A 25269-nucleotide genomic window follows, 5' to 3' on the forward strand; every position below is an offset into this window, starting at 1 on the left:
TTCACCTCTTTTACCGGATCGGATCATGGACGGTTACAAGCTTCGTTCCGTCTGGAAATGTTGCCTCCACCTGGATATTTTCGATCATTTCCGGAACGCCTTCCATCACATCATCTCTAGTTAAAATTTTTGTGCCATATTGCATCAACTCCGAAACCGTCCGTCCTTCCCTTGCGCCCTCCATAATCTCATATGTGATGATGGCCACTGCTTCCGCATAGTTCAGCTTCAAGCCTTTTCTCTGCCTTCTGCGCGCTAAATCTGCAGCAACAACGACCATCAATTTTTCCTGCTCTCGGGCTGTCAGCTTCATAACACCCTTCCTTTCTAACAGACAATCAAAAATAACACGATTTTCTTACATTCCATTTCCCTCAATGGGTTGAAGATAAAAGGTGTTTTTATGTTATTTTTTATTACAAATATAATTCACACTATGTGAAACACCAAGTGTTATGTTATATTTTTTAACATGGAAAATTTAAAAAAATTTTTCTAGGGGGAGGAGGAAGTTTTAAATTAAACTACTAAATATTGTTGAATGTCTTCAATATTTGTGTTTTTTACTACACCCTTTGATACAACAGTTCTTTTGTCCAAAATATAGTATTCATCAGAACAGGCAAATGCTGAATCTATGCTGTGCTCAACTAAAACGACGCCAATTCCTTTTTTGGACGCAATTTTTACAATGACCTCCTGTATTTGCTCTACTATAGATGGTTGAATCCCTTCCATCGGTTCGTCCAGCAATAATAGCTCGGGCTGCCCGGCAAGAGCCCTCGCAATGGCCAATTGCTGCTGCTGCCCGCCGCTTAAATCTCCTCCTTTTCTCTTCAACATTTCCTTTAAAACAGGAAAAAGCTCGAAAATTTCCTCTAAAACAAGCGTTTTTTCTATCTTTTTCGAAACAGCTTCAAAGCCTAAAATGAGATTTTCTTCCACAGTCAGCGAAGAGAAAATCTCCCTGCCTTGGGGAACATATCCGATTCCTTTTTTTGCCCTCCTTTCCGGAAGCTCATGTGTAATTTCCTGATCATTCCAATAAATAGTCCCGTCCATCGGCTTTAACAATCCAACAATCGTTTTGATCAATGTTGTTTTTCCCGCCCCGTTTCTTCCCAGAATGGAAACGACCTTTCCTTTTTCAACTTCAAGATGAACATTATTCAACACCATCGTTTCATCATATCCTGCTTTCAAACTAGATATTTTTAGCACACCTTTGCCTCCCTTCCTAAATAAACCTCTGCAACAAGCTCATTTTGCTGCACTTCCTCCATGGAACCTTCACACAAAATTTTCCCTTCATGCATAACTGTTACCTGTTCAGCAAAATTCCGAACAAAATCCATATCATGTTCAACAATCAGCACTGCGCATTTCTCAGCTATTTCTTGAATAAACAAGCCGGTTTTCTCCCTTTCCGCCCCAGTCATGCCGGCAATCGGTTCATCAAGAAGTAAAACTTCCGGTTTTTGCAGCAGCTGCATGCCGATTTCAAGCCATTGTTTCTGGCCGTGGGACAGCAAGCCTGCTGGGTCATAAGCTCGATCTAAAAGATCGGTTCTCTCAAGCATTGCCGTAATTTCGTCTTTTTCATCCGTGGTTAATTTCGCCTTCATAACGGAAAAAAGATTTCTATTTTGTTTGATCGATAACTCCATGTTTTCAAATACGGTTAATTCAGTAAAAACGGACGGATTTTGAAATTTTCTAGCGATTCCATGCCGAACGATTTCGTGCTCTCTCCGCTTTGTCAAATCTACTCCTTGAAACATCACTTTTCCATCTGCTGCTTTTGTTTTGCCGCAGATGACATCAAGAAGAGTCGTTTTGCCCGCACCATTCGGACCAATTAAAAAACGAATTTCTCCGTGATGAACATCTAAATTGACACCTTGAAGCGCTTTAAAGCCGTCAAAATCAACAATAATATCATGACACGACAGAATCGGATTCACCTTTTTTCACACCTTTTTCAAAAAATTTCGCAATACGCTTTGGAAAAGCTTCGAACAACCCGGCAATTCCTTTCGGGAAAAAAACAACGATCAAAATGAATAGAATGCCTAAGCAGAAAAGCCAAACATCCGGATATGTTTCACTGAAAAAGCTTTTGGCTCCGTTTGTTAAAATTGCTCCGATTATGGCGCCGAATAACGAATGACGGCCGCCGATGGCTACCCATAAAACCATTTCAATTGAAGGGATAATATCCATCATCGAAGGAGAAATGAGACCGACCTGCAAAACAAACAACGCGCCAGCTATTCCGGCAAACGAAGCCGATAAACTGTAAATAAACACTTTAAAAACAGCCGGATCAAATCCTAAAAACCTAAGGCGGTTTTCGCCGTCCCGAATGGCAATTAATACATGGCCAAGTCTGCTTTTGGTAATCCAAACAGATAACATAAAAATGGCAAACAAAGCGAAAACGGTAATAGCATATAAAACAATTTGTACCATTGGTGAGGATAAAGAAAACCCAAAAACGGTGCTAAAATTGGTTAATCCGTTTGTACCGCCTGTCAAATCCTGTTTGGCAATTAAAAGTGTGACGACGACAACAACGACTGCCTGTGACAAAAGAGAAAAATAGACGCCTTTGATCCGGTTTTTAAACGTAAGCATGCCCAAAACCGCTGCCAGCATAGCTGGTACGAAAATTGCTGCCATTATGGAAAAGAAAGGATTAAAGAAGGGCTTCCAAAACCACGGAAGCTCCTGCACTCCGTTCCATTCCATAAAATCCGGCAACGCTCCTTTTGAAGCCTCCAATTTTAAATACATCGCCATGCAATAAGCTCCAATCCCAAAATACACGCCGTGACCTAAGCTTAATATCCCGGTGTACCCCCAAATAAGACAGATTCCTACTGCAATGATCGCATAGCAAAGAAATTTTCCGAGCAACGCTAAGCGGAATTCGGTTAAATAAAACGGGGCCAGAAGTAAAATCAGGAAAAATAACAGATAAATCATTTGTTTTCTGCGCATAATCCGTCCTCCTAATCCAATGCCCTTGTGCGATAAGAGAAAATACCTAACGGTTTCCACTGCAAAAATAAAATGATCACTGCAAATACAATGACTTTTGCCATCGTGGCGCCGAAGGAATATTCAACAACAGTGCTAAGCATTCCAATGCCAAATGCGCCGATAATCGTCCCTTTCAATCCGCCAATTCCTCCTAAAATGACAACCATAAACGCATCGACAATATAGTACGTTCCAATTGTAGGGCCGATCGGTCCTAATAAAGTTAAGCTACAGCCAGCGATTCCGGCTAATCCAGCTCCGAGAGCAAAGCCTAGAGAATCTATTTTTCTTGTAAAAATTCCTAAACAAGAGGCCATATTTCTATTCATCGTGACCGCTCTTATTCTCAAACCGGTAGACGTTTTGTTTAAATAATAATAAAGCAAAGCGATACAAACGATTGACAGAGATAAAATCAACAACCTTTTATAAGGCAATGTAATGCCAAATATTTGCCAGCCTCCATCCATCCAAGCAGGTGCAACAACCGCAACATTCGGAGCGCCAAATATGGATCTGGCAATCTGCTGCAAAATCAAACTAATTCCCCAAGTGGCCAAAAGACTGTCTGTTGGTCGATTATATAGAAAACGAATGATTCCTTTTTCAAGCAGATAACCGATAAACGAAGCAACGAGAAATGAAATCGGTATAGCAATAAAGTAGTAATAATTAAACAAGCTTTCCGGCAAATATTTAGAAAAAATGAGCTGCATTACATAGGTTGCATACGCACCGACCATAATTAATTCACCGTGGGCCATGTTGATGACATTCATTAAGCCAAACGTTATAGCTAAGCCAAGGGCGATCAATAACATGATCGACCCAAGGCTCAACCCGTTAAACAGTTGACTGATGAAAATTGACAAGCTGTTCACTCCTATCAATTTAGATTATTCATTATTTTTAGATAATTTTTCCGCCCAAGAATAGCTTTTTAAATACGGATCCGGCTTCACCGGCTCACCAGAATTCCAAATTTCTTTAAATTGGCCGTCCGGTTGAATTTCGCCGATTCTTACTGTTTTCCACAGATGCTGATTCTCACCTTCTATTTTTACCGTGCCGCCCGGAGCTTTGTACTCGATTCCCTTCGCAGCTTCCTTGACCTTTTCAACCTCAAAAGATCCCGCTTTTTTTACTGCTTCTGCCCATAAATGAACAGCTATGTAAGCCGCCTCAATCGGATCATCCGTTACACGCTCTTCACCATAAGCTTCTTTATATTTTTCAACAAACGCTTTGTTTTCTGGTGTATCCGTTGTCTGGAAATAATTCCATACCGCTAAGTGGCCAGCTAATACTTCACCGCCGATTCCTCGAATTTCTTCTTCAGCAATGCTGACCGACATCACAGTAACATCCTTCGATGTGATTCCGGCATCCTTCAATTGTTTGAAAAAGGCGACATTGCTGTCTCCATTTAATGTATTAAAGACTACGTCAGGTTTCACTTTTTTCATTTTATTGATGACCGTGCTGTAATCAGTATGTCCTAAAGGTGTATATTCTTCGACAACTACCTCTCCGCCTTCAGCTTTTAATTGTGCTTTAATAATACTGTTTGCCGTGCGCGGAAACACATAATCCGAGCCAATTAAAAAAAACTTCTTCCCTTTATTGTTTAACAGCCAGCTGACAGCAGGCACAATTTGTTGATTGGTGGTCGCCCCCGTATAAAAAATGTTCGGAGAAGATTCCATTCCTTCATATTGAACGGGGTACCAAAGCAAGCCTTTATTTTGTTCGACTACCGGCAGCATGGCCTTTCTGCTTGCGGAAGTCCAGCCGCCAAAAATCGTCGCTACCTTATCCTGTTGCAGTAATTTCTTTGCTTTCTCAGCAAAAGTCGGCCAGTCAGATGCGCCGTCTTCAATAACCGGTTCAATTTTCTTCCCTAAAAGCCCGCCTGAGTTGTTAATTTCTTCAATCGCCATTAATTCTGCGTCCTTTAAAGAAACTTCACTGATCGCCATCGTGCCGCTTAATGAATGGAGAATACCGACTTTCACAACATCCGTTTCATTTTGTTCGCTATTCTGTCCATCGCTTGATTCCTTTTCCTCTAAAGCAGAAGACATGGCACATCCACTTGCGAAAATTACAGAGAAAATCGTTAGAAATAAAAAAATTTTTTTCATTATTGTCCCCCTTTTTAACACTTTATGTAATTTTATATAACAAAAATACCGATTCTCTTTCCTTCATACAACAAATACGGAAAAAATGTTAACATGATTTTTCAAAAAAATACCTCTAGGTGTTTCCCCTAGAGGCTCTTTTTAATCAAACAAACTCATTCACTTTTTGCTTCAAAATGGTTTACTTCTTGTTCCTTTTCAGAAAAAATTGTTTGACACTGTTCATCGTTTCGTAAGTTGGGACAATCACTTTACTTGGATGCTTTCGGGACTATTCAATCATTTAAATCTACCATGCAGCGATTATGAAAAAGCATTTTGCAGCTGGCTGCCATTTATTCAATATACCTTACATCTGTAACCGGGAAAAACGGAAGCATCTTAGCTGCATAGTAGCTTAACAAAATAGCGATTATAAAATAAAGGACAAAGCAAAGATCGTATTTGGAAAACCCGATTTCGTAGTAAAACGTTCTTTTTGTGTCATTCGAAAATCTTTTCGCCTCCATCGCTACAGCAATTCTGTGCGCTCTGCGAATGCTTTGCGATAGCAGCGGAATCGAGTATGCTTTCAATTTATGAAAAAAATTCGTTAAGCCTTTTCTTTGCTCGACACCTCTTACAATCATCGCTTGCCGTATTGTTTGAAACTCTTCGATCATAATAGGGATTAAACGAATGCCTGCCATAAAGCTGTAAGCATATTTAGGTTTCAACTTTAATTGCTGCATTAACGAATAAAATAAAAAAACCGGTCTTGTCGTTAACGAAAACATTAACCCAAGCAGAGCGAAGATAAGGGCACGAAATCCTAAATGAAGACCGCGATAAAAGCTTTCTTCTGTAATATGGATCAGCCCCCATTTCCACCATGTTGTCTCACCTTTTCCAAAAAAGATCATGGAGGTAGCAGTCGACACAAAAATAAGCACGAATGGAATCAGCAATAAAAGTATGCGCTTCATCGGATGACCGGTAAAAAAAGCAAATAAAAGAAAGGCGGAAACTGTGTAGTTGATTAAAAAATTAATGTTGTGAATAAACAGAACACTAATAAATAAAACGATCAGAAACAATAGCTTTAAGCTCGGGTTGATTTTATGCAGCCATGTTTCTTTTATGTCAAAATCCATTGTAGATCCCCCTATATCTGAACATACATCTGCTCATCCTCACAAGAATGAATTTCATCCTCTACGAGCTTCCCGCCTTCGATCCGCCAAACTCTTGTCGCCATATGCTTTGCTATTTGTTCATCATGTGTCACCATCAAAATGGTAGACCCTTGTTTGCGATAATGTTCTAAAAGCTCCAAGAGCTGAAATGTATTGGATGAGTCTTGCCCAAAAGTCGGTTCATCTAAAAGCATGATCGGCTGTTTTTTAATGATTGAAGCGGCAACACTCAATCTTCTTTTTTGTCCCATTGAAAGCTGATAAGGGTGTTGATGGCGGTGCTTCTGTAAATGAAATAATTCGAGCATTTCTTCTACTTTTGTTCGAATTTCTTCTTCTTTCATCCGTTCAATCCTCAACGAATAAGCAATTTCATCGTAAACTGAATTGGTGACAAATTGAAATTCCGGATTTTGAAAAACGAACGACAGCATGTTGGAAAGCTTTTTTATTTTCTTTGCTTCTTTTTCTAACAGCAAATAAGTGCCGGTCGTTTGTATAAACTGCATCAATGAATGTAACAAAGTGCTCTTTCCGGCGCCGTTTTTCCCCACTATCGCAATCCATTCACCTGCATGAACCTTTCCATACGGTACATCGATTTTGACTTCCTTCTTTCGATATCCTTTAAATTGCTCGAGCTCAATCACGACCTGTTCTTTTAAAGGGGTTTTTTTGTAATACCCCTGCTTATCACGAAGATAATCCTCCCATACACCGGGATACCAAATGCCGTCTTCGCGAATTTCTTTCCGATACCGAGAAAAAATTTGTTCTTTCGGACCGTCTGCGACGATTTGTCCTTTTTGATTAAATAAAAGTATGCGGTCGACAAAGTCAAGAACATGATCAATTTTATGTTCAACGATGATAACTGTTTTATCTTGAGCTGCTTGTTTCATCGTGTCCCATACCGCTTTTGTCCCTTCCGGATCCAGCATTGCAGTCGGCTCGTCCAAAAATAACACGTCTGGATGCAATGCTAAAACAGTGGCGATCGCCAGCCGTTGCTTCATCCCGCCTGACAATGATTGAATGCTGATATGAAGATCATCAAAATGAAGGCCGACCATTTCCAGGTAAACTCGCATTTTTTCATGCATTTGTTCTCTTTTCACTTGCAAATTTTCCAAAACAAAAGCCATTTCTTCATCTACATACGGCATGCAAAATTGCGTGTCAGGATCTTGAAACACATATCCCCAAGATGACGGGGTCAAGATTTTTTCTGCTTTCATCGGCACTTCAATAGATTTTGGAATTAAACCGCTTAGCACTTGCAAAAACGTCGATTTCCCACAGCCGGAAGGACCAAGAAGCAAGACTTTTTCTCCCTTATAGAAAGAAGAGGATACATCCTTAAAAAGCAAGGATTCCTCTCCAGGATATTTTAATCGTAAATTTTTCACTTCGCATACTAGATCCATGTTTGCCACCTCTAGTTCAGTGCGTCATAATCTTCATGCGACGCAGGTCTTACTAAATTAGTCACTCCTGTTGCTTCCAAAGATTTCACTAGATAATAGGCAAACGCGCCAGCAATGATGATTGAGCCAATCAATCGAGCTCCAATGAATAATAGCAAGTTCCAAAATACTAAGTCATCTATATAGCCTTTATAAAGATCCATAATTAGCGAACCAGCTGCTGAAGCGGCTGCAGCCAGCATGACAACACCGATATTAAACTTTTTATATCGAAATATCGCAAAAATGATCTCTGCAAATAGTCCTTGGACGATTCCGTAAAGAAGAACCTCTATGCCGAATTCAGAGCCGGTTATAAATTCTGCAGATGCCGCTGCTGTTTCCGCTATCAGCGCTACTCCGGGCTTGCGAATAATAAGAAAGGCGACCGTCGCAGCAATAAACCACATACCGTATATGAGCTGGTCGACATGCAGCCCGATCGGCTTGACCGCATAGTAAAGCGGTCCCCATAGTTTATAAACAATTCCAAAAACGATCGAAATAACAATTGTTACTAGAATGTCTGTCAGTTTTAATCCTTTCATTATGATCAAACTCCTTTATTGACTGATTTTTGGTTCCACTTCCCATTTTTCTAAACGATAAGCCATTTCCCAAAACGCTAATTCATATTGACTGCTGATGATAAAATGCTCTTCCATTCTTTTTAGATCGGCTTCTATCGTTTGTTGTGCGATTTCATCCAGCCTGTCAATTTGTTCTTCGACAAGCTGCTTAAACCAATCGCCCCCATAAGCCGCAATCCATTGTTGATAAATCGGTTCTTCCGGCTTCGCATCTTTTAATTTTTCGCCAATTTCGTAATATAGCCAATAGCACGGAAGTATTGCAGCAATAATATCGCCTAAGTGACCGTTGATCGCCGCTCGATATAAATGGGAAGTATAGGCGTACGCCGTTGGGGCCGGCTTAAAATTCGCCTTCTCCTCCTCTGTGATTCCCAGCTGTTTGGCAAATGTTTCATGAAGAGATAATTCCGCTTCAAATGTTCCTTGTGCATGCTGAGCCATTCGCGATGTCGTATATAAATCGTTTGCTTTTGCCGCTCCATACGATTGCACTTTTGCAAAATGGCTTAAATAATACGAATCTTGTAAAACGTAATAACGAAAACATTCAAGTGGCAAACTCCCATCGGCAATACCTTTTACAAATGGATGATCGAAGCTGGCCTGCCATATCGGATCTGCTTTTGTTCGAATTTTTTCAGTAAATTTCATGTTCATTCTCTCCTATATTAAGAATTGATTTCGATTGGCCACATTTCTTTTCGTTCAGACATTTCCCAAAACATATATTCGTATTTGCTCGTTGTGACAAAAATATCTTCCAGCCATTTCAATTCTTCTTCCCGTTTTCCTTCTGCAAGCTCATTCATTAAATCTTTCAGCCATTTTGCCAATTCACCGAATTCTGTTGATGCGTACATTTTTACCCACTCGCCGTAAAACTCATGTTCACTGGCACCAGGAATCTCATGTAAGCGTGTGCCGATTTCATAATAGCTCCATGTACATGGAAGGACTGCGGCAACCAGTTCTGCCAATGATCCTCGCTGCGACACATTTAACATATAGCTCGTATATGCAACGGTTGTGGCAGCAGGCTGAACTTGTTCTAATTTTTCCCTCTCTATTCCTATTCTTTCAGCGTATTGACGATGCAAATCCATTTCCACTTTTAACGTCGAATGTAGAAGATCAGCAAAAACTGTCATTGTTTGAAGATTGTGAGCTTTTAAGCTTCCAAGGGCAAACAGGCGGCAGTAATCGATTAAATAAAGATAATCCTGCTCCATAAAAAAGCGAAATTTGTCGATATCCAGCGTCCCATTGCCGATTCCTTGTACAAACGGATGATGGTAACTCGCTTCCCAAATCGGTTTTGCAGTTTTGTACAATCGGTCTGTAAACATTTGAATTACCCCTTTCGCAGCTTTTGTAATTGTCATCGTTTTTTCTGATACCAATCAAATAAAAACGCGATCAGCGATTTTGTAAATGTTTTTAATTGGGGGATGGACAGCTTTTCATTCACGGAGTGTGCATCTTCAAGCGTGCCCGGTCCATATAAAACGACGGGAATTCCCGCTTCACTCAGCCAGCCGCCGTCTGTCACAGTAGGGGACATCGTCAGCTTTGCTTCCTCATTAAATGCCAGTTTATGTGCTTTTTGTAATGTTTTCACTCCGAGTGAATGTTCGTCATATGAAAAAGCTGGGAAAATTTCTCCTCGATCTTCAATCATCGATGTGCCGCCCCATTTGAATTTCGGAGGATATTTCCGAAGCCATGGATCAGCCATTGCGACATGATGGATATGTTCTTCAATTTCCCGGATCACCTCTACATAATGCTCTTCCGGGTAATAGTGAACGGTAATCCAAAGGGAACATTTATCGGCCACAAAAGCAGCGTGCCTTCCACCTTCAATCACGGCAGGATTAATTGTGGCAGAACCAGGCGGAAAGCCTTTGCTCGTTTTCATCACTGCCCAATGCTGTTCAAGCTCTCGCAGTCCCTCAATAATTTTCATCATTTTTTCAATCGCGCTTGCCCCAAAAAGCTTCCCGCCGGCATGAATCATTTGTCTTCTCGTGCCATCGTGAAATGTCTCGGGGCTTTCAATCGTAATCCAGCCCGTGATCACCCCGCCTTGCCCTTGTATTTCACAGTTGCTTGAATCGACAACGATGGCAAAATCAGCTCGATATCCCCGGTCGCAGCACGATTTTGTTCCTGCTTCGCCTACTTCTTCTCCGACGACGGACTGAAAAATGATATCCCCTCCCGGCTCAATGCCGTTTTCTTGCAGCAGCTTTAATGCAAACAGGCTGGCAGCCATTCCCCCTTTCATATCCGCTACACCGCGTCCGTATATGTAATCCCCTTTAACCGTTGCCTCAAAAGGAGGCGTTAGCCATTCTTCTCCCTCTTCGATTGAAGCGACATCAATATGCCCGTTAATAATTAAACTGTGGTAATTTTCTGGATCTTTTCCTTTTTTCGTTCCTACTACGACTGGATCTTGTTCATATAAATCCCATTGATCAATGGAAAAGCCGATGTCTTCCAAATATGAGGCGACATACTTTTGAGCCTCTTTTGCATTTCTTGCCGGAGGGCTCGGCGTTTCAAACGATACGAGTGTTTTTAGAAGATTCAGAAGTTCTTCTTCCCTTTCATCAATTTGCTGAAATAGCGTTTGTAACACGTTGTCTCCCCTTTCTTAACATTTTGTTTTGAAAAATGGTTTGCCAACCAGCCATGTAATGCAAAAAGCCCGTTCCCAATATAAGGGAACGGGCAAGTATATACAAAACCCATAGACAGGTTTCGATATTACTGCACCACTTCCCTACGCTAGTATGATCTAGATCAGGTTCAAAGGGTCAAGGCACACGCCTTTCTCAGCCGTCCGGCTCCCCTAGTGGTATGTTAATATTATGAAATTTTCATTTAATTTCATTAAATCATAAAATATAGAAAAATACAAGCTAACGGTTAATTGATCCTTTTTGCTGTCTTTAATAATTCACGATAACCAATTCGAGTAAATTGCAAATGTTGATCAATATAATTAGCCTTTTTCAAATGCTCGATGGATTGTTCAGAAAAACTGCCGCTAATTTCCTGAAACCTTTGATTAATTTCCACTAACGAATGATTTAATATAAAATCTGCATCAAGCAGCAGGACAATCCGCTCGATCTCAGGATCTCTTTTTAAAATCAAGTTGGCAATCCGGCCTTTCATGAATGCCAGCTCTTGTTGAAGCTTTGAAGCTTCATCCTCTTTTTCTCTAATTTTGGCTCGGTACTTTTGTTTTTCTTCCTCTTCGATACCGGCTTTTGTTAATAGCTCCTCCAACAATTGCGTTTTATCAAGCTCCAGTTTATTTAATTGCTGTTCTTTTCGCGCCATTTCTGTTTCATCAGGCAGCTTTTCGGTTTGAATAGGCTCTTTTCGTTCTTCTTTCATCTTTATCATATAGTCTATTTTCCGATAGACAAGGAAGGCGAGAACAACTAAACATCCATTTAATAGCAGAGATATAAAACGCACGACGACGTCGTTAAACGCAAGCAAATAAAATAGGAAAAGGATAACGATGACAGCCAAAAGCACCTTTAATAGATTCATAATGGAAAAAGTTTGTGATTGTTTTGCCATCCACCTATGCTCCTTTTTGTTCAAACTAGCATCATTTATTATAGCATGTTGTGATTTGGAATGTGAATCATTTCTTTAGGATTGAGAGCTGGAAAAAGGATGTCAGATGAATGGTAAATGGAGATGCTTATCTTTTGAAAGCTTCGAAGCAATAAAAACAAGTCCTTTCAAAGCCGGAAAGGTATTTCTAAAATGAAAAACCACCTGCAATGTTTTGCAGATGGTTGAATCATTCAGCGTTTTCTGTTTCCGCTAACACCCGATTAACACGTTTTTCCAGCATTTTCATTCCGCTTCCTCCTGCTTGGAAGTGGCGAAGAATGCCGTTTTTGTCAAAAACATAATATGCAGGTACATATTGATTTTCAAAAGCATCGGTTAATTTATGTTCGTTGTCAACAAAGATCGGTTGCGTAATCCCGTGTTCTTCCGCTACTTTTTTAATATCATCAATATCTAAATCCTTTTCGGAGCGAGGCATATGAACAGCTACTACGTTCAGTTTATCTTTATATTGATCGCGGAACTCATTTACTTTCGGCATTGCTTCTTTACACAAATGGCAGCTGATTGACCAAAAATGGATTAATGTTGGTTTTTCACCGATTAATTGCTCTTTCGTTACTTCGCCATTCAGCCAAGTTGTTGCTCCGACTAATTCAGGCATTGGCTCACGTAATTTCATTTCCGCTTCCTCCTTGAAGAATGAATATCAAAAAAATAGTCGTTTGAAAAAAGGCCTAACGTACTGCTAGGCCCTTTGAATGAAAAGCTTCATTATACTTTAAGCGTTTCTTGACCAGGCTTCCAGTTTGCTGGGCAAAGTCCGCCAGTTTGAAGCGCTTGAAGTACACGCAATGTTTCATCAACATCGCGGCCAATGTTGTTATGGAATACTGTTTGATATTGAAGTTCGCCTTCTGGATTGATGATGAACAATCCGCGAAGAGCAACTCCTTCTTCTTCGATTAAAACGCCGTAGTCTCTTGATACTTGATGATTTGTATCTGCTGCAAGCGGATATTTAATATCGCCTAAACCGTTCTCTTCGCGAGGAGTTTTAATCCAAGCTAAGTGTGTGTGAATTGTGTCAGTTGATACACCAATCACTTCTGCATCAAGATCTTCAAATTCTTCATAACGGTCAGAAATAGCTGTGATTTCAGTTGGACAAACGAAAGTGAAGTCCATTGGATAAAAGAAAAGAACTGTCCATTTTCCTTGTTTCATGATTTCTTCCAAGCTTACTTTACCAAACTCTTTGTTTGGCAAAACGGCATCCATTTCAAAACGTGGAGCTTGTTTACCAACCAAACGCTCTGCCATTATGTAACCCTCCATTTTAAAATTTTATTTTAAAGGAAACTTTTTGATCGTTTCCTTCAAAAACAAATGAGAATGAATTGAGTATTTTCTCAATGTCCTTCCTCCGATTACTATTATATATAACAACAAAATTTTAGTCAATTTTAAGTAATAATTAATTTAAATAATTTGTTTTACATTTTCATTGCGGTGAAGAGAACAATAATACTATTTCCAATTTTCGCCGCTATCATTAAAAAAATGTAACAATCATTGAAAATTCCTTTTTCTATGCTAAACTTTCAACTGTACATTCAGTTTAACACGATCCCGTCAAATAACCAAATGATTGGCTTGAAAAGAAAGGGGAAATGGTTTTGAACTTTTTTGAATCTATTGATTGGGCTGATCTGGCTTTAAAATCAGGAGAAGTTTTGGCCAAGCTTATTGGAATTTACATTGCATATATTATCGTCAAATCAATCGGCAATAAAATTATTCACAAAATGTTTGAGGGGCTTGAGAATCGGAAGGAAATTTCCACCACGCGGGCTAAAACGCTGCAAACATTAGTTTTGAATTTCTTTCATTATGCCCTGTTTTTCATTTTTATTGTTACCGTTTTTCAAGTGTTTGGCTACAATGTCACAGCGCTTTTAGCCGGGGCTGGGGTTGTTGGTCTTGCGATCGGCTTTGGAGCTCAAGGGCTCGTCAGCGATGTTGTGACAGGATTTTTCCTTCTCCTAGAAAAACAACTTGATGTTGGAGATTATGTCACTACAGGCAATTATTCAGGCATTGTGGAAGCTGTCGGTTTACGAACGACGCAAATCCGAGGCTTTGACGGCACATTGCATTATGTTCCAAACAGGCAGATTGTCGGCCTTTCCAATCATTCTAGAGGAAATATGCAAGCCCTCGTTGATATCAGCATATCGTATAATGAAGACTTAAATCGGGTCATGTCCATTCTTCAAGAAGCTTGCGACCAATTTGCAAAAGAAACTGAAGAGGTTGTGGAGGGTCCGGACGTTTTAGGCGTGCAAAATTTCGGCACGTCTGATGTGATCATCCGCATCATCGCCAAAACGAAAAACATGGAGCAGTGGGCTGTTGAAAGAAAGCTCCGGAAACGGCTGAAAGAAGTGCTTGATGAAAACGGCATCGAAATTCCGTTCCCTCATCAAGTGATGATTCATAAGAACGAGCAGCAAAAGGAAAGAGGATGATCTCTCATCCTCTTTCCTTTTTAATTATGACTTCGTGTTTGTATAGAACGTATTTCTAATTTTTTTCTCTTGCTTTATGCAGGAGGCTATGAATCTTCTATTTATTGCCTTTCCATTCAAAATATTGACAAATAAGATCGACCGCTTTAAAGATTGCTTGTTCATTTGGTGAAAGCTTCGCATGATGAAGGCCGTAAGGAGAATCAACTCCAAGCCAAAACATAAATCCCGGAATTTTCGCCAGCATATAGCCGAAATCTTCCCCAGTCATCGCTTCTTTGCATACGTGGAGTTGAACTTCTGTTTCATTCTGGACAAACTCCATAAATTCTTTTGATAACGCTTCATCATTCCACACTTGATAATACATCGAACCCCAGTCAATTTCTGCTTTGCATTGGTAGCCGATTTCTATACCTTTGACCATGTCTTCAATCCGCTTTTTCACTTTTTCCATCGATTCCACAGAAAATGTGCGAATCGTTCCTTCCAATCTGGCATGATCGGCAATTATATTTTGTATCGTGCCGCTTGCAATTTTTCCAATGGTAATTACAGCACTTTCCAAAGGATCTATATTGCGGCTAACGATGGATTGCAGTTGGGTGACAAGGGCGCAAGCAGCGACGACCATATCATGTGTCGTGTGCGGAAAAGCGGCATGGCCTCCCTTCCCGGTTAAATCGATAAACAACTCGGACGTATTGGCAAAAAGTAGTCCAGGCTTCATTCCGATAGTTCCAACCGGAAGCTCCGGAGCAATATGAAGCGCAGTGATCATATCCGGCATCCATTGTTGCATAATCTCGCTGTTTAGCATCGGCTCTGCACCGCCAGGCCCTTCTTCTGCCGGCTGAAAGATGAATAGCAGATCATCTTGAATCGGATGATAGGCGAAATGAGTTAAAACCCCCAAAGCGATCGTCATATGAAAGTCGTGACCGCAAGCATGCATCAAGCCTGGATGTTCTGATTGAAATGAAAGCCCCGTTTTTTCTTCAATCGGCAATCCGTCAATATCTGTCCGGTAGGCTATCATTTTTCGAGGATTTGTTCCATGGACCTTCACGAAAATACCTGTTCTCCATGTTTTCACTTCAAGCCTTTCGTTCGGCAGCGAATGAATATAATCTAATAAATATTTTTGTGTTTTATGTTCTTGAAATCCGAGTTCAGGTATTTTATGCAAATCACGGCGAATGGCAATAAGCGCATCCTTATTCATATGAGTCCCCTCCTAAAGGATAAGCGTGGACGCTGTCCACGCTTCGAATTTAGAGCTGCCGCAATTCTTGCTTTATTTCAATTTTCGCTTTCGTTTTTTCGTCAATATCTTTAATTTTTTTCGCAGGAACACCTGCAACAACTGTGTACGGTTCAACATCTTCCACTACAACAGCACCAGCTGCAACAACCGCGCCTTTTCCTACCCTTACACCTTCTAAAATGACGGCGTTTGCTCCGATCAAAACATCATCTTCGATTACGACAGGTTTTGCAGAAGGCGGCTCAATTACACCAGCTAAAACCGCTCCGGCACCAATGTGGCAGTTTTTACCAACCGTTGCACGGCCGCCCAATGTTGCATTCATGTCAATCATCGTTCCTTCACCAATGACGGCGCCGATATTGATCACTGCCCCCATCATGATGACTGCATTATCGCCGATTTCCACTTGATCACGGATGATTGCACCTGGTTCAATTCTCGCTTTTACGCCTTTTAAATCAAGAAGCGGGATTGCTGAGTTCCGGCGGTCATTTTCAACAACATAGTCTTCAATTTTATCTTTGTTTTCTGCTAGTGCTTGTTCAATTTCAGACCATTCTCCAAAGATGATGCCTGTGTTTCCAGTAATAAATGTTTTGGACTGTTCTCCAAAGTTGATTCCTTCTAATTGACCTTTTACATAAACTTTTACAGGAGTCGTTTTTTTACTGTTTTGTATAAATGAAATAATTTCGTTTGCATCCATCATTTTCATCGCAATACTCCTCTCTGTTTTTCTGTACCCCCATTACTGTATCAAAGAAAAGAATCAATTGACAAGCAAATTTATCATTCATTAATAAATTGATGGACGATTTCCATAAACGCCTGCACTTGTTTAAGCTTTAACGATGATTCATGCCCGATCAACCAAGTATCCCTTTTAATCGGCTTTCCTTCATGATCAATGAGCGGCAGTCGAAAGATCGAACCATCCTTTTCATCAATGCTGACAGAAGGCAAAATCGCAAAGCCTATACCATGATACGCCATTTGCTTGCACGTCTCGATCTGATCAACGACAATTGTCCTTTTTGGCGGGTTTTTAAATTGCCTGTGCCACCATTCTTGTATTTCTTGATAGTATGTAGAATCACTTTTAAATTGAATAAAAGGCCGCTCTGTGTGTACTAAATCATCGATGCTTTGAATTTCTGTGTCAACTAAATACAAAGTATCTTCCAGCAAATGCTGTTTAAAACCTTTCCAATCAGGGTTTCCGCGTATGATTCCGATATGGATATCATCTTCATATAAACATTTTAATATTTCGCTTGACCACCCGGTTATAAGTGAAATTTCCGCCTGAGGGTATTTTTGTACATATTTTTTCAAAACTTTTGGAAGCCAGTGCTGGCCGATTATAGATGCCACTGCAAGCTTTAACGTCCCGTACACTTCTCCTTCCAAAACAGAAATTTCCTCTCTTACCTTCTCTTCCTTTTCAATCATTTCTTTTGCAAACTGGACAACTTTTTCTCCTGCCGGTGTAAGAGTCAATCCCTTTTGTGAGCGCAAAAAAATTTTAAATCCCCATGCTTTTTCGATCGACTGAAGACGCTGCGACAAAGCAGGCTGGGAAACAAAAAGTCGGTCAGCCGCTTTTCTCATATTTTTTTCTTCAGACAAAGTCACAAGGATTTGCAATTCCGAAATTTGCATCGCTAAACCCTTTCCTTAGTGGATTCAATAGTTCAAAAACATTATAAAATATTTTTGCTTTTCCGTCATAACAAGTTTAGCAAAAAACATTCATTTTAATTCTCTCTTAGGAAGAAAGAAAATAAAAAGAATGCTCAAAATTGCTAATAAAAAGACGACGAAATAAACATGGTGAAGAGCAATGCTCAAACCAGACTCAAGCACCTCTTTTATAGGACCGGAAAGATCTGATTCTGGATTCAATAGGTTGTTGGCCGAATCAATGTTTAAGTTTTTTCCAGCACTATTCTCCTCCAAATATGTTTGCAGCTTGCTGTTTAAAATCCCGCCGAGCAAAGCGGCGCCGACGGTGTTGCCGAGATTTCGCATAAACATATTGGTGGCGGTGGCAATTCCGCGTTCTTTCCAATCAACTGCCGATTGAATCGATACAATGAACGAGGTCGATGTCAGCCCCATTCCGACGCCGAGTAAAAAAGAGCCGATCATAGCATGAACAGGTCCGTCATCTGCTGAAAGCATAACAAAGACAAGACTGCCGGCCAATAAAAAAATGCCTCCTAAAATTGATGTGGCACGAAAACCGGCTTTTAAATAAATCCTCCCCGCTACTGTTGAGGCAATCGGCCATCCGATTGACATCGTTGTCAGCGTGAATCCAGCCACCATTGCCGATTTTCCCATAACACCTTGCACAAATGTCGGCAAAAAGGTGGAAATGCCCATAAGCATCATCCCGGTCGTCAAGGACGTTACATTCGCAAGCAAAATGGAGCGATTTTTCCAAAGCGAAAGCGGCATCATCGGATCATCGGCCCGATTTTCCTGAAAAATAAACAATATAAAGAAGCAGCATGCAACAGCTAATAACGCCGCAACCTCCCATGAAGTCCAAGACCAGCGGACTCCTCCTTCGACAAGGACGATCATCAACAAGCTGATCGCAATAAGCATGAACATGGCGCCTGCATAATCAATGCTCGACTTTTTCTTATCAATGCGTTCATTCAAAAACAGACCGATTCCTGCCATTGATAAAATGCCTAAAGGAACATTCACCCAAAATACAAACTTCCAGCTTATGTACTCAACGAACAAGCCACCTAAAACGGGACCGATTATTGCAGAAATTCCCCATACACTGGACAAATATCCTTGTATTTTGGCTCTTTCTTCTACTGTATAAATATCGCCGACAATTGTTGTGGCGACTGGCATCACAGCTCCGGCTCCAATCCCTTGTATAAAACGGTATATAATTAAAGTTTCCATCGAATCGGCGAGACCGCAAAGCACAGAGCCAATTAAAAAAATAATAATGCCAAAAGCAAAAATCGGTTTTCTTCCAAACAAATCCGCCAATTTACCATATATTAAAATCGTTACGGAATTCATTAATAAATAGGAAGAAAAAATCCAGCTATATTTTGAAAAACCGCCAATTTCTGCGACAATGGCAGGCATTGCTGTGGAAACGATCGTTGCCTCAACTGCAGCCATAAACATCGCCAGCATGACGGCAGCTAAAACGAACGGACGCTTTGTTTCTTTATGGTCTAGTTTTCCCCTATCTTTTTCAATAAGCGCCTCTTTCATCACGATCACCTCATTTGAAAATCACTTTCAATCGTTTGTAAGCATGAATTCATTTTGCCATAGCATTCGCATTCGTTCAATTGCTTTCCCAAAAAAACAATATCTATATTTTCATTATTTGAAGGTTGGATGGATTCGAAACTATTGAGCCAATATGAAATAAAAACGCCGGCAAGGGCGTTTTTATTTGGGAAACCTGGAATTTAATATCATTAGTTGTTTATGGAGCTTTTTTAAGATGACCCTTCTTGTAAAAATCCCCTCTAAAACACCGTCCTCATTCGTTATACATACAAACGTATGATTAATAACGAGCTTCAGCGCCTTCATCCAATCATCCGATACATTCAATCTGGAAACATCTTTGTTCATTACTTCTTCTACTTTCATATTTTGCAAACGCTCAAATTCGATTCGTTCCAATCCTAAAATTGAATCCATGATCAAATTCGTCGTAATCAGCCCGTGCAAGCGATATTGAGCATCCAAAACCGGAACAGCTGTATAGCCTGTTTTCGTCAACACTAATAATGCATGCTCTAAGTTATTTCCCATTTGGACATGAGCCACTTTGTCTGCAGGTATCATCAAATCTTTAATCGAAATATTTGTAAATTCTTCAGAAAAAACTTTTGTCATTCGTTTCTTCCTCTCACTTTGACATTTCATTTTAATCATAACATATGATCTGGAAAATGTGTTCCATTTACCAAAAAGAAACTTCCTATTTTATGATATCATTATGTAAGCGTTTTATCACGCGATAAACTTACATTTCTGCGAAAAGCGATGCTCTTGCAAAGAGCATCGTTCAGATGCCTCTCATACTCAAAAACTGGTCCTCACAAGGATACAGGTTATGTATGCGAACGGATTTTGTCATAAAGCTCCACTAATTTTTTGTATGTACATAAATCAAACTCTTTTTTTCCGCATTCAATATCATTGATTTCGCTCACAACCAATTCAATCGCAAAATGGTTGCGAAACAAAATTGCGACAAGCAATTGTTTTTCTTCTAGAGACAATACCGGTTGAACAGCTCGCATCGTTATTCATCCTCCAGTGCCTTCATTTTAAAAAACATCCTAACCATAACATATAATGAGCAGCTTTAAAATTATGTCGAAATTTGCTTACATCATGAAAAATAATATTCCTTTTTTCGCAGCTTTCAATTACAAGAAGCTGGAAATCGAATCAGAAGCCCGAAGCTGGAGCATGTGCAGATTGTTTTTTGTTTAATTAACCAAGTCGATTAAATGACATCACCGTTCGAACCGCTGCATTCAGTTCCTCTGGCTCCGGCTATTGTGTTTATTTACACTGATTCTAAATGATAGATACGTTTCTTCGCCAATAAAGTGTTGGAACTGATGCGAGGGCTTCTCCCCTTTGAAACCGTATGCTCTCTCTGTTATATGAAAAGATTTGATTGAAATGAAATGGGAAACATGGACCCATTGCTCAATAAATCGCATGAACTTAAGAGCATCTTTGAGGCGGAAGCGAACAATGAAGCCAGCCAAACTTTCTCAAAAATAGTTGAGCTAGAGCAAAAGATCATGTAGAGCTGTATTTCCGTTCATTCTGTACGTCAGACAGCTCGAATTAGGACAAAGAGTTGAAAGATGCTAATCAATGCGTCATTAGGTGGGAAAAATGTTCAATTTTAAATCATCACGGTTGAAGCTCTTGTAGACAAAAATACTCTTTATGAAAGGCTGCACATAAAACGAAGAAGAAAAAGAAGCTGTCATTACCTTCAGTAAAATGTTCGATCAACTGCCAAACTTCTTGAATTCTGCTAAAAAATGAGCATTTAAAGAGAGTCTATGAGGCAAACTTTTTCACACTGACAAAGGCAGGAACGGCGGAGGGAGATTTCAGCCCTCCTGCCGCCCAATTTTTATTAAATAAGGCATCAATTTGTCTTACTTCCAGCCAGATGTATTACGAGTATCATGTAAGCAAATAGATGCCGTCTAGCTAAAAAAGGATGAACAGCCAGCCGACACATAGGAGTAATGGAAGATTTCTAAATTACTATCAGCTATTTTATTCCTTTCCTCATTCTTTTCTAAACGAAATGTGCCTCGATTATGATGATTTTTTCAATAAAATATAGATAAAGTAGGGCGCCCCGATTAAAGCTGTCATAATGCCCGCTGGGATGCCGTCCGGAAGTGCGATGTTTCGCCCGATTGTATCGGCTAGTAGTAGAAGCCACCCTCCCAACAAAATCGCAATCGGAAGATAAAGTTGATTGCGGGGACCAATCAGTGACCGTGCTAAATGGGGTGCCAAAAGACCGATAAACGCTACACCTCCCGTTACAGAAACCGCAGCTGCGGCAAGCCCGACAGCAGCCAATAGAAGCGTAATTCGCTCCCTCTCAATCTTCAAGCCAACCCCGACAGCAGTAGGATCGTTTAAACTTAATAAATTTAATTGTTGAGCTCTGAAAGCAATAAACGAAATTAAAATGACAATCCAAGGTAAAATTGCCAAAATAAACGGCCAATCTGCCCCCCAAACGTTCCCTGCCAGCCATTTGGCGATAAAATCAACTTTTTGCCGTTCTGCAGAAGAAATAATGACGATCATGGTTCCTGATAAAGCCATGGCGAAGCCGACACCGATAAGGACTAATCGAACGGGGTTTAAACCGGCATTTCGATCATAAGAAAAAACGTAAATAGCCCCTGCCGTTAAAAGAGCGCCGATAAAAGCTGCGACTGGCAGTAAATACACAAATGAGCCGACATCAATTGGAAAAAATAAAAAGAACACTGCAATAGCTACTCCTGCTCCGGCATTAATCCCAATGATCCCCGGCTCAGCCAAATCGTTTCTTGTAATATCTTGAAAGATCGCCCCGGAAACCGCCAAAGCCATTCCTGCCAATAAGGTCACAATGATCCGCGGCAAGCGGACGGAAAATAAAACGAACTCCTCTTTAAACGTCCCGTGGCCGAGAATAGTTGGAAGCAAGCGATTCATCGAGACGGAGGAGGTGCCTAATCCCATTCCGATGATGGCCGTTGCAGCAATTAAAAGAATCAGAACAAGTATGATCAGCCGCTGCTTTTTTACAATTGCCGGATGTATGATCATGTGATAGCTTTCCCCCTTTTTTGCACAATGAACAGGAAGAAAGGCAAACCTAAAAAGGAAACAATGGCCGCCACCGGTGTTTCGTAAGGAGCATTAATCGTTCTGGCAAGCGTATCAGCGATTAATAAAAAGCAGGCGCCGAATATCGCAGACATTGGGAGAATATAACGATAATCGGCCCCTACGACCGAACGGACGATATGCGGAACCATTAAACCGATAAATGCCATATTCCCAACAAGGGCGACAGATGCACCAGTAAGCAATATAATGATGATAAACAGCACCATTTTTATTTGTGCCGTTTTTTGTCCTAACCCGACTGCCACTTCTTCATTTAAACTTACAATGGTCAGCTGCCTTGAGAAAAAAAGAGAAATGGTGATCCCAACGAGAGCAATCGGTATGAGGATCTTGAGCTGTTTCCATGTTGCACCGACAAGTCCTCCAGCTGTCCACATCGAAACATTTTTGTAAATATTAAAATATAAGCTGATTCCTTCCGCGACGGCAAAAAGAAAAGCAGACACAGCAGCCCCCGCTAAAACGATTTGAAAAGGAGAAATCCTTCCTTTTTTTACCGCACCGATTCCAAAAACTAAAAAGGCGCCAGCTGCTGCTCCAATAAAGCACGCAATGGTCATACTAAAGTAATTTGCGTTTGGAAAAAGGGCAATTGTCAAAGCGAGTGCAGCATTTGCTCCGGCTGTCAGCCCTAATAATCCTGGATCTGCTAATGGATTGCGAGTCAATCCTTGCATGATTGCTCCGGCTACTGATAAAGAAGCGCCGACAAAAATAGCACCGACTTCGCGCGGAAGACGAATTTCCCGAATCATATCAATCGTCTTACCAGCCGCATCTGTCGTTAGCGCCAGCCAAACATCTTTTACACTAGTGTCTGCCGCTCCAAACACCATCGCTAAAAAAAACGAACCAATCAGCAAAATGACTGCGAATATGAATTTAAAGAAAAATGAAGCGGAATCGTTTTTTAGCATACATCTCATCTCTTCTATTTTTCTATTTTATAGATGGAAAGAAGAGAAATTCATGCCTGCTGAATTTCTCTTCTTCTAATTACTTATTTTTTTCCAAGAAATTTTTCTCGAAAGAATTCAAGCTGATATTCCAATGTCAGTCGATCATTGAAATAAAATTCATTAGCATTTACTTCAAACACGCGATTGTTTTTGACAGCCGGTATGTTTTTATAAGTATCTGTTTCTTGGAAAGAGTTATCAGCATCCGAATACTTACTGACGATCAAATAATCCCCTGCAAAATCCGGAAGCACTTCAGTCGATAAAGCATAATAACCTTGTTTTAAAGCTTTCTCTTCCACTTTTTTAGGCATTTTTAGCTTCATGGCTTGGTATAAAATTTCTGTTCCTCTTCCCCAGTTGTTCCCAAACACATATAATTGCTTATCAAAACTTTCAATGACTGAAACAGTTGCATCTTCCCCAATTTTCGCGCGAATTTCTTCTCCTGTTTCTTCAGCTCTTTTTTTGAAATCCTCGACCCACTCTCTTGCTTCTTTTTCCTTATTTAAAAGCTTGCCGATTTCTATATGCTGTGTTAAATAATCGACTTTTCCATAAGTAAACGTAACAGTAGGCGCTATCTTTTTCAGTTTATCTACATTTTTAATCGTCGATAATCCGATGATTAAATCCGGATTTAGTTCAATGATTTTTTCTAAATCTTCATCAGATACTTCTGCAACATCTTTCAATTTGTCTTTCCAGCGCGGATTCATTTTTGACCATGAATCAACACCAACGAGATTTACTCCTAAAGACATCACATCTCCGGCAAATGACGAGAGAACAACGACTCTTTTAGGATTAGCCGGGACTTCAACAGGACCGTTTTCCGATTGATATGTAATCGTTTCAGGTTTTTCTTCTTTCTTTTCAGCGCTGTCTTCCTTTTTATTACCACAAGCGCTAACTATGAGAACCAACAAGAACAGAATTGGAATAAGACGTTTTTTCATGTTTTTCTTCTCCTTTTATTAGATTGTACGTGATGCATATTGGTTTATCTGTTCGGGGATCCCGTCCTATTACAGCATCAATTTGAAATACTTCTTTCAGCACGTTGCAGTCGATTACTTCGTCACTCGTCCCGGCTTTGATAATTTGTCCGTCTTTCAACGCTATAATATAATCGGCAAAACGAGCTGCTTGATTGATATCATGAAGCACCATGACGATTGTCCGCCCCTGCTCTTTGTTTAACTGCTGTAGAAGCTCTAGTACTTCAAGCTGATGCGCCATATCTAAATAAGTGGTCGGTTCATCCAAAAAGATGATGTCCGTTTCTTGAGCAAGCGCCATCGCTATCCAGACACGCTGTCTTTGCCCGCCTGACAGCGCATTGACTGGCTGGTGTTTAAAATCGGCCGTTTTCGTAACTTCTAAAGCCCAGTTTATGACCTCAAGATCTTTTTTTGTTAATCTGCCGAAGCCTTTTTGATATGGGTAGCGGCCGTAAGATACAAGCTCTCCAACGGTAAGGCCGGCTGGACTTTCTGGTGATTGAGGAAGTATGGCCATTTTTTTCGCCAGTTCTTTCGTATCCTGCTTTAAAATACTCTCGCCATCAAGAATAATTCGACCGGATTGGTGCGGAATAATCCGAGTTATCGCTTTCAACAAAGTGGATTTTCCACAGCCGTTGGAACCGATTATCGTTGTAATTTTTTTATCTGGAATTTCAATTTTCATATCTTTCACAATCAGTCGATTGCCATAGGAAATTTGTAAACGATCTGTGTATAGGCGGATCATGGAAAACCTCCAATTTATTCCAAATTGATAATGATTATCATTTTCTTATACAAATATAATATAATACCACCCATTCTCCTTGTCAATTATCATTTTTTTTAGAGAAAGAAGAAACCCGGCCTCCAAAGCCGGGTTTCTCGTCCGAATGTGTAACAAAGGGGGAGCGGGGGTTTAGCCGCGATGTTTCACTTCAAGACGTCTGTGAACTACTTCGTCTTACATTTATAATGATAATGATTATCAATATCGATGTCAACACTTTTTAT

At 40.2% G+C, this 25269-nt stretch carries 26 protein-coding genes and 1 riboswitch; of the genes, 1 reads left to right on the plus strand and 25 read right to left on the minus strand.

Annotation, left to right across the window (positions count from 1 at the left end):
- Positions 1-10: 10 nt before the first annotated feature.
- From NSQ94_RS11810 to NSQ94_RS11880, 15 genes are all read right to left on the minus strand, one after another.
- Complete coding sequence (locus NSQ94_RS11810; protein ID WP_063386861.1) at positions 11-313, minus strand: urease subunit gamma; 303 nt, start codon at positions 311-313, stop codon at positions 11-13.
- Positions 314-519: 206 nt separating this feature from the next.
- Positions 520-1221, minus strand: coding sequence for an urea ABC transporter ATP-binding subunit UrtE (gene urtE, locus NSQ94_RS11815; RefSeq protein WP_094245567.1), 702 nt, complete (start codon positions 1219-1221; stop codon positions 520-522).
- Positions 1215-1964, minus strand: a complete 750-nt coding sequence (gene urtD / locus NSQ94_RS11820) for an urea ABC transporter ATP-binding protein UrtD (protein WP_327848519.1) — start codon at positions 1962-1964, stop codon at positions 1215-1217. The genes urtE and urtD overlap by 7 nt, the downstream gene beginning before the upstream one ends.
- On the minus strand, positions 1939-3003 hold the full coding sequence (gene urtC / locus NSQ94_RS11825; protein ID WP_339229205.1) for an urea ABC transporter permease subunit UrtC: 1065 nt from the start codon (positions 3001-3003) through the stop codon (positions 1939-1941). Before urtC ends, urtD begins: the two co-directional genes overlap by 26 nt.
- A gap of 11 nt (positions 3004-3014) precedes the next feature.
- Positions 3015-3917, minus strand: coding sequence for an urea ABC transporter permease subunit UrtB (gene urtB / locus NSQ94_RS11830; protein ID WP_063386857.1), 903 nt, complete (start codon positions 3915-3917; stop codon positions 3015-3017).
- Between the two features lie 24 nt (positions 3918-3941).
- The gene (urtA, locus tag NSQ94_RS11835) at positions 3942-5189 is read right to left on the minus strand and encodes an urea ABC transporter substrate-binding protein (protein ID WP_063386856.1); all 1248 of its coding nucleotides are present in this window, start codon (positions 5187-5189) and stop codon (positions 3942-3944) included.
- Positions 5190-5524: 335 nt separating this feature from the next.
- Positions 5525-6322, minus strand: coding sequence for an energy-coupling factor transporter transmembrane component T (locus NSQ94_RS11840; RefSeq protein ID WP_339229207.1), 798 nt, complete (start codon positions 6320-6322; stop codon positions 5525-5527).
- Between the two features lie 11 nt (positions 6323-6333).
- Complete coding sequence (locus NSQ94_RS11845) at positions 6334-7791, minus strand: ATP-binding cassette domain-containing protein (protein WP_339199645.1); 1458 nt, start codon at positions 7789-7791, stop codon at positions 6334-6336.
- 11 nt (positions 7792-7802) lie between these two features.
- Positions 7803-8378 carry an ECF transporter S component gene (locus NSQ94_RS11850; RefSeq protein WP_063386853.1) on the minus strand — a complete coding sequence of 192 codons (576 nt, stop codon included), beginning with the start codon at positions 8376-8378 and terminating at the stop codon, positions 7803-7805.
- Positions 8379-8393: 15 nt separating this feature from the next.
- Positions 8394-9074 (minus strand): thiaminase II, encoded by a 681-nt coding sequence (gene tenA / locus NSQ94_RS11855; RefSeq protein ID WP_339229209.1) that lies wholly within the window; start codon positions 9072-9074, stop codon positions 8394-8396.
- Between the two features lie 17 nt (positions 9075-9091).
- Positions 9092-9775 carry a thiaminase II gene (tenA, locus tag NSQ94_RS11860; RefSeq protein WP_339230740.1) on the minus strand — a complete coding sequence of 228 codons (684 nt, stop codon included), beginning with the start codon at positions 9773-9775 and terminating at the stop codon, positions 9092-9094.
- 26 nt (positions 9776-9801) lie between these two features.
- On the minus strand, positions 9802-11067 hold the full coding sequence (locus NSQ94_RS11865) for an acetylornithine deacetylase (protein ID WP_311067163.1): 1266 nt from the start codon (positions 11065-11067) through the stop codon (positions 9802-9804).
- A gap of 124 nt (positions 11068-11191) precedes the next feature.
- Positions 11192-11292: riboswitch (TPP riboswitch) on the minus strand.
- Between the two features lie 65 nt (positions 11293-11357).
- Positions 11358-12026: a hypothetical protein gene (locus tag NSQ94_RS11870; protein WP_063386850.1), complete on the minus strand. Its 669-nt coding sequence runs from the start codon at positions 12024-12026 to the stop codon at positions 11358-11360.
- Between the two features lie 229 nt (positions 12027-12255).
- Positions 12256-12711: a TlpA disulfide reductase family protein gene (locus tag NSQ94_RS11875; RefSeq protein ID WP_063386849.1), complete on the minus strand. Its 456-nt coding sequence runs from the start codon at positions 12709-12711 to the stop codon at positions 12256-12258.
- Between the two features lie 92 nt (positions 12712-12803).
- The gene (locus NSQ94_RS11880; RefSeq protein ID WP_063386848.1) at positions 12804-13352 is read right to left on the minus strand and encodes a peroxiredoxin; all 549 of its coding nucleotides are present in this window, start codon (positions 13350-13352) and stop codon (positions 12804-12806) included.
- Positions 13353-13702: 350 nt separating this feature from the next.
- On the opposite strand from NSQ94_RS11880, the gene NSQ94_RS11885 reads away from it, so the two are divergent.
- The gene (locus NSQ94_RS11885; RefSeq protein ID WP_066248002.1) at positions 13703-14560 is read left to right on the plus strand and encodes a mechanosensitive ion channel family protein; all 858 of its coding nucleotides are present in this window, start codon (positions 13703-13705) and stop codon (positions 14558-14560) included.
- Between the two features lie 97 nt (positions 14561-14657).
- On the opposite strand, the gene NSQ94_RS11890 is transcribed toward NSQ94_RS11885, so the two are convergent.
- The 10 genes from NSQ94_RS11890 to NSQ94_RS11935 all read right to left on the minus strand — a co-directional run bounded on the left by NSQ94_RS11890 (position 14658) and on the right by NSQ94_RS11935 (position 25003).
- Positions 14658-15785, minus strand: a complete 1128-nt coding sequence (locus tag NSQ94_RS11890; protein ID WP_066248000.1) for an N-acetyldiaminopimelate deacetylase — start codon at positions 15783-15785, stop codon at positions 14658-14660.
- A 49-nt stretch (positions 15786-15834) separates the two neighbouring features.
- Positions 15835-16545, minus strand: a complete 711-nt coding sequence (gene dapD, locus NSQ94_RS11895; RefSeq protein ID WP_063386845.1) for a 2,3,4,5-tetrahydropyridine-2,6-dicarboxylate N-acetyltransferase — start codon at positions 16543-16545, stop codon at positions 15835-15837.
- Positions 16546-16619: 74 nt separating this feature from the next.
- A complete protein-coding gene (locus tag NSQ94_RS11900) occupies positions 16620-17492 on the minus strand; it encodes a LysR family transcriptional regulator (RefSeq protein WP_063386844.1) in 873 nt (290 codons plus the stop codon).
- A gap of 90 nt (positions 17493-17582) precedes the next feature.
- On the minus strand, positions 17583-19088 hold the full coding sequence (locus tag NSQ94_RS11905) for an MDR family MFS transporter (protein WP_339229211.1): 1506 nt from the start codon (positions 19086-19088) through the stop codon (positions 17583-17585).
- 183 nt (positions 19089-19271) lie between these two features.
- Positions 19272-19727: a cyclic-di-AMP-binding protein CbpB gene (gene cbpB / locus NSQ94_RS11910; protein ID WP_063386842.1), complete on the minus strand. Its 456-nt coding sequence runs from the start codon at positions 19725-19727 to the stop codon at positions 19272-19274.
- A gap of 218 nt (positions 19728-19945) precedes the next feature.
- The gene (abbA, locus tag NSQ94_RS11915) at positions 19946-20137 is read right to left on the minus strand and encodes an antirepressor AbbA (RefSeq protein ID WP_066247994.1); all 192 of its coding nucleotides are present in this window, start codon (positions 20135-20137) and stop codon (positions 19946-19948) included.
- A gap of 1051 nt (positions 20138-21188) precedes the next feature.
- On the minus strand, positions 21189-22202 hold the full coding sequence (locus NSQ94_RS11920; RefSeq protein WP_066248009.1) for an iron ABC transporter permease: 1014 nt from the start codon (positions 22200-22202) through the stop codon (positions 21189-21191).
- On the minus strand, positions 22202-23206 hold the full coding sequence (locus NSQ94_RS11925; protein WP_066247992.1) for an iron ABC transporter permease: 1005 nt from the start codon (positions 23204-23206) through the stop codon (positions 22202-22204). Before NSQ94_RS11925 ends, NSQ94_RS11920 begins: the two co-directional genes overlap by 1 nt.
- 83 nt (positions 23207-23289) lie before the next feature.
- The gene (locus tag NSQ94_RS11930) at positions 23290-24207 is read right to left on the minus strand and encodes an iron-hydroxamate ABC transporter substrate-binding protein (protein ID WP_066247990.1); all 918 of its coding nucleotides are present in this window, start codon (positions 24205-24207) and stop codon (positions 23290-23292) included.
- Positions 24158-25003, minus strand: coding sequence for an ABC transporter ATP-binding protein (locus NSQ94_RS11935; protein WP_066247988.1), 846 nt, complete (start codon positions 25001-25003; stop codon positions 24158-24160). The genes NSQ94_RS11930 and NSQ94_RS11935 overlap by 50 nt, the downstream gene beginning before the upstream one ends.
- Positions 25004-25269 lie beyond the last annotated feature (266 nt).

The sequence above is a fragment of the Aeribacillus sp. FSL K6-2833 genome, assembly GCF_037965815.1.
In the GTDB taxonomy this organism is placed as follows: domain Bacteria; phylum Bacillota; class Bacilli; order Bacillales; family Aeribacillaceae; genus Aeribacillus; species Aeribacillus composti.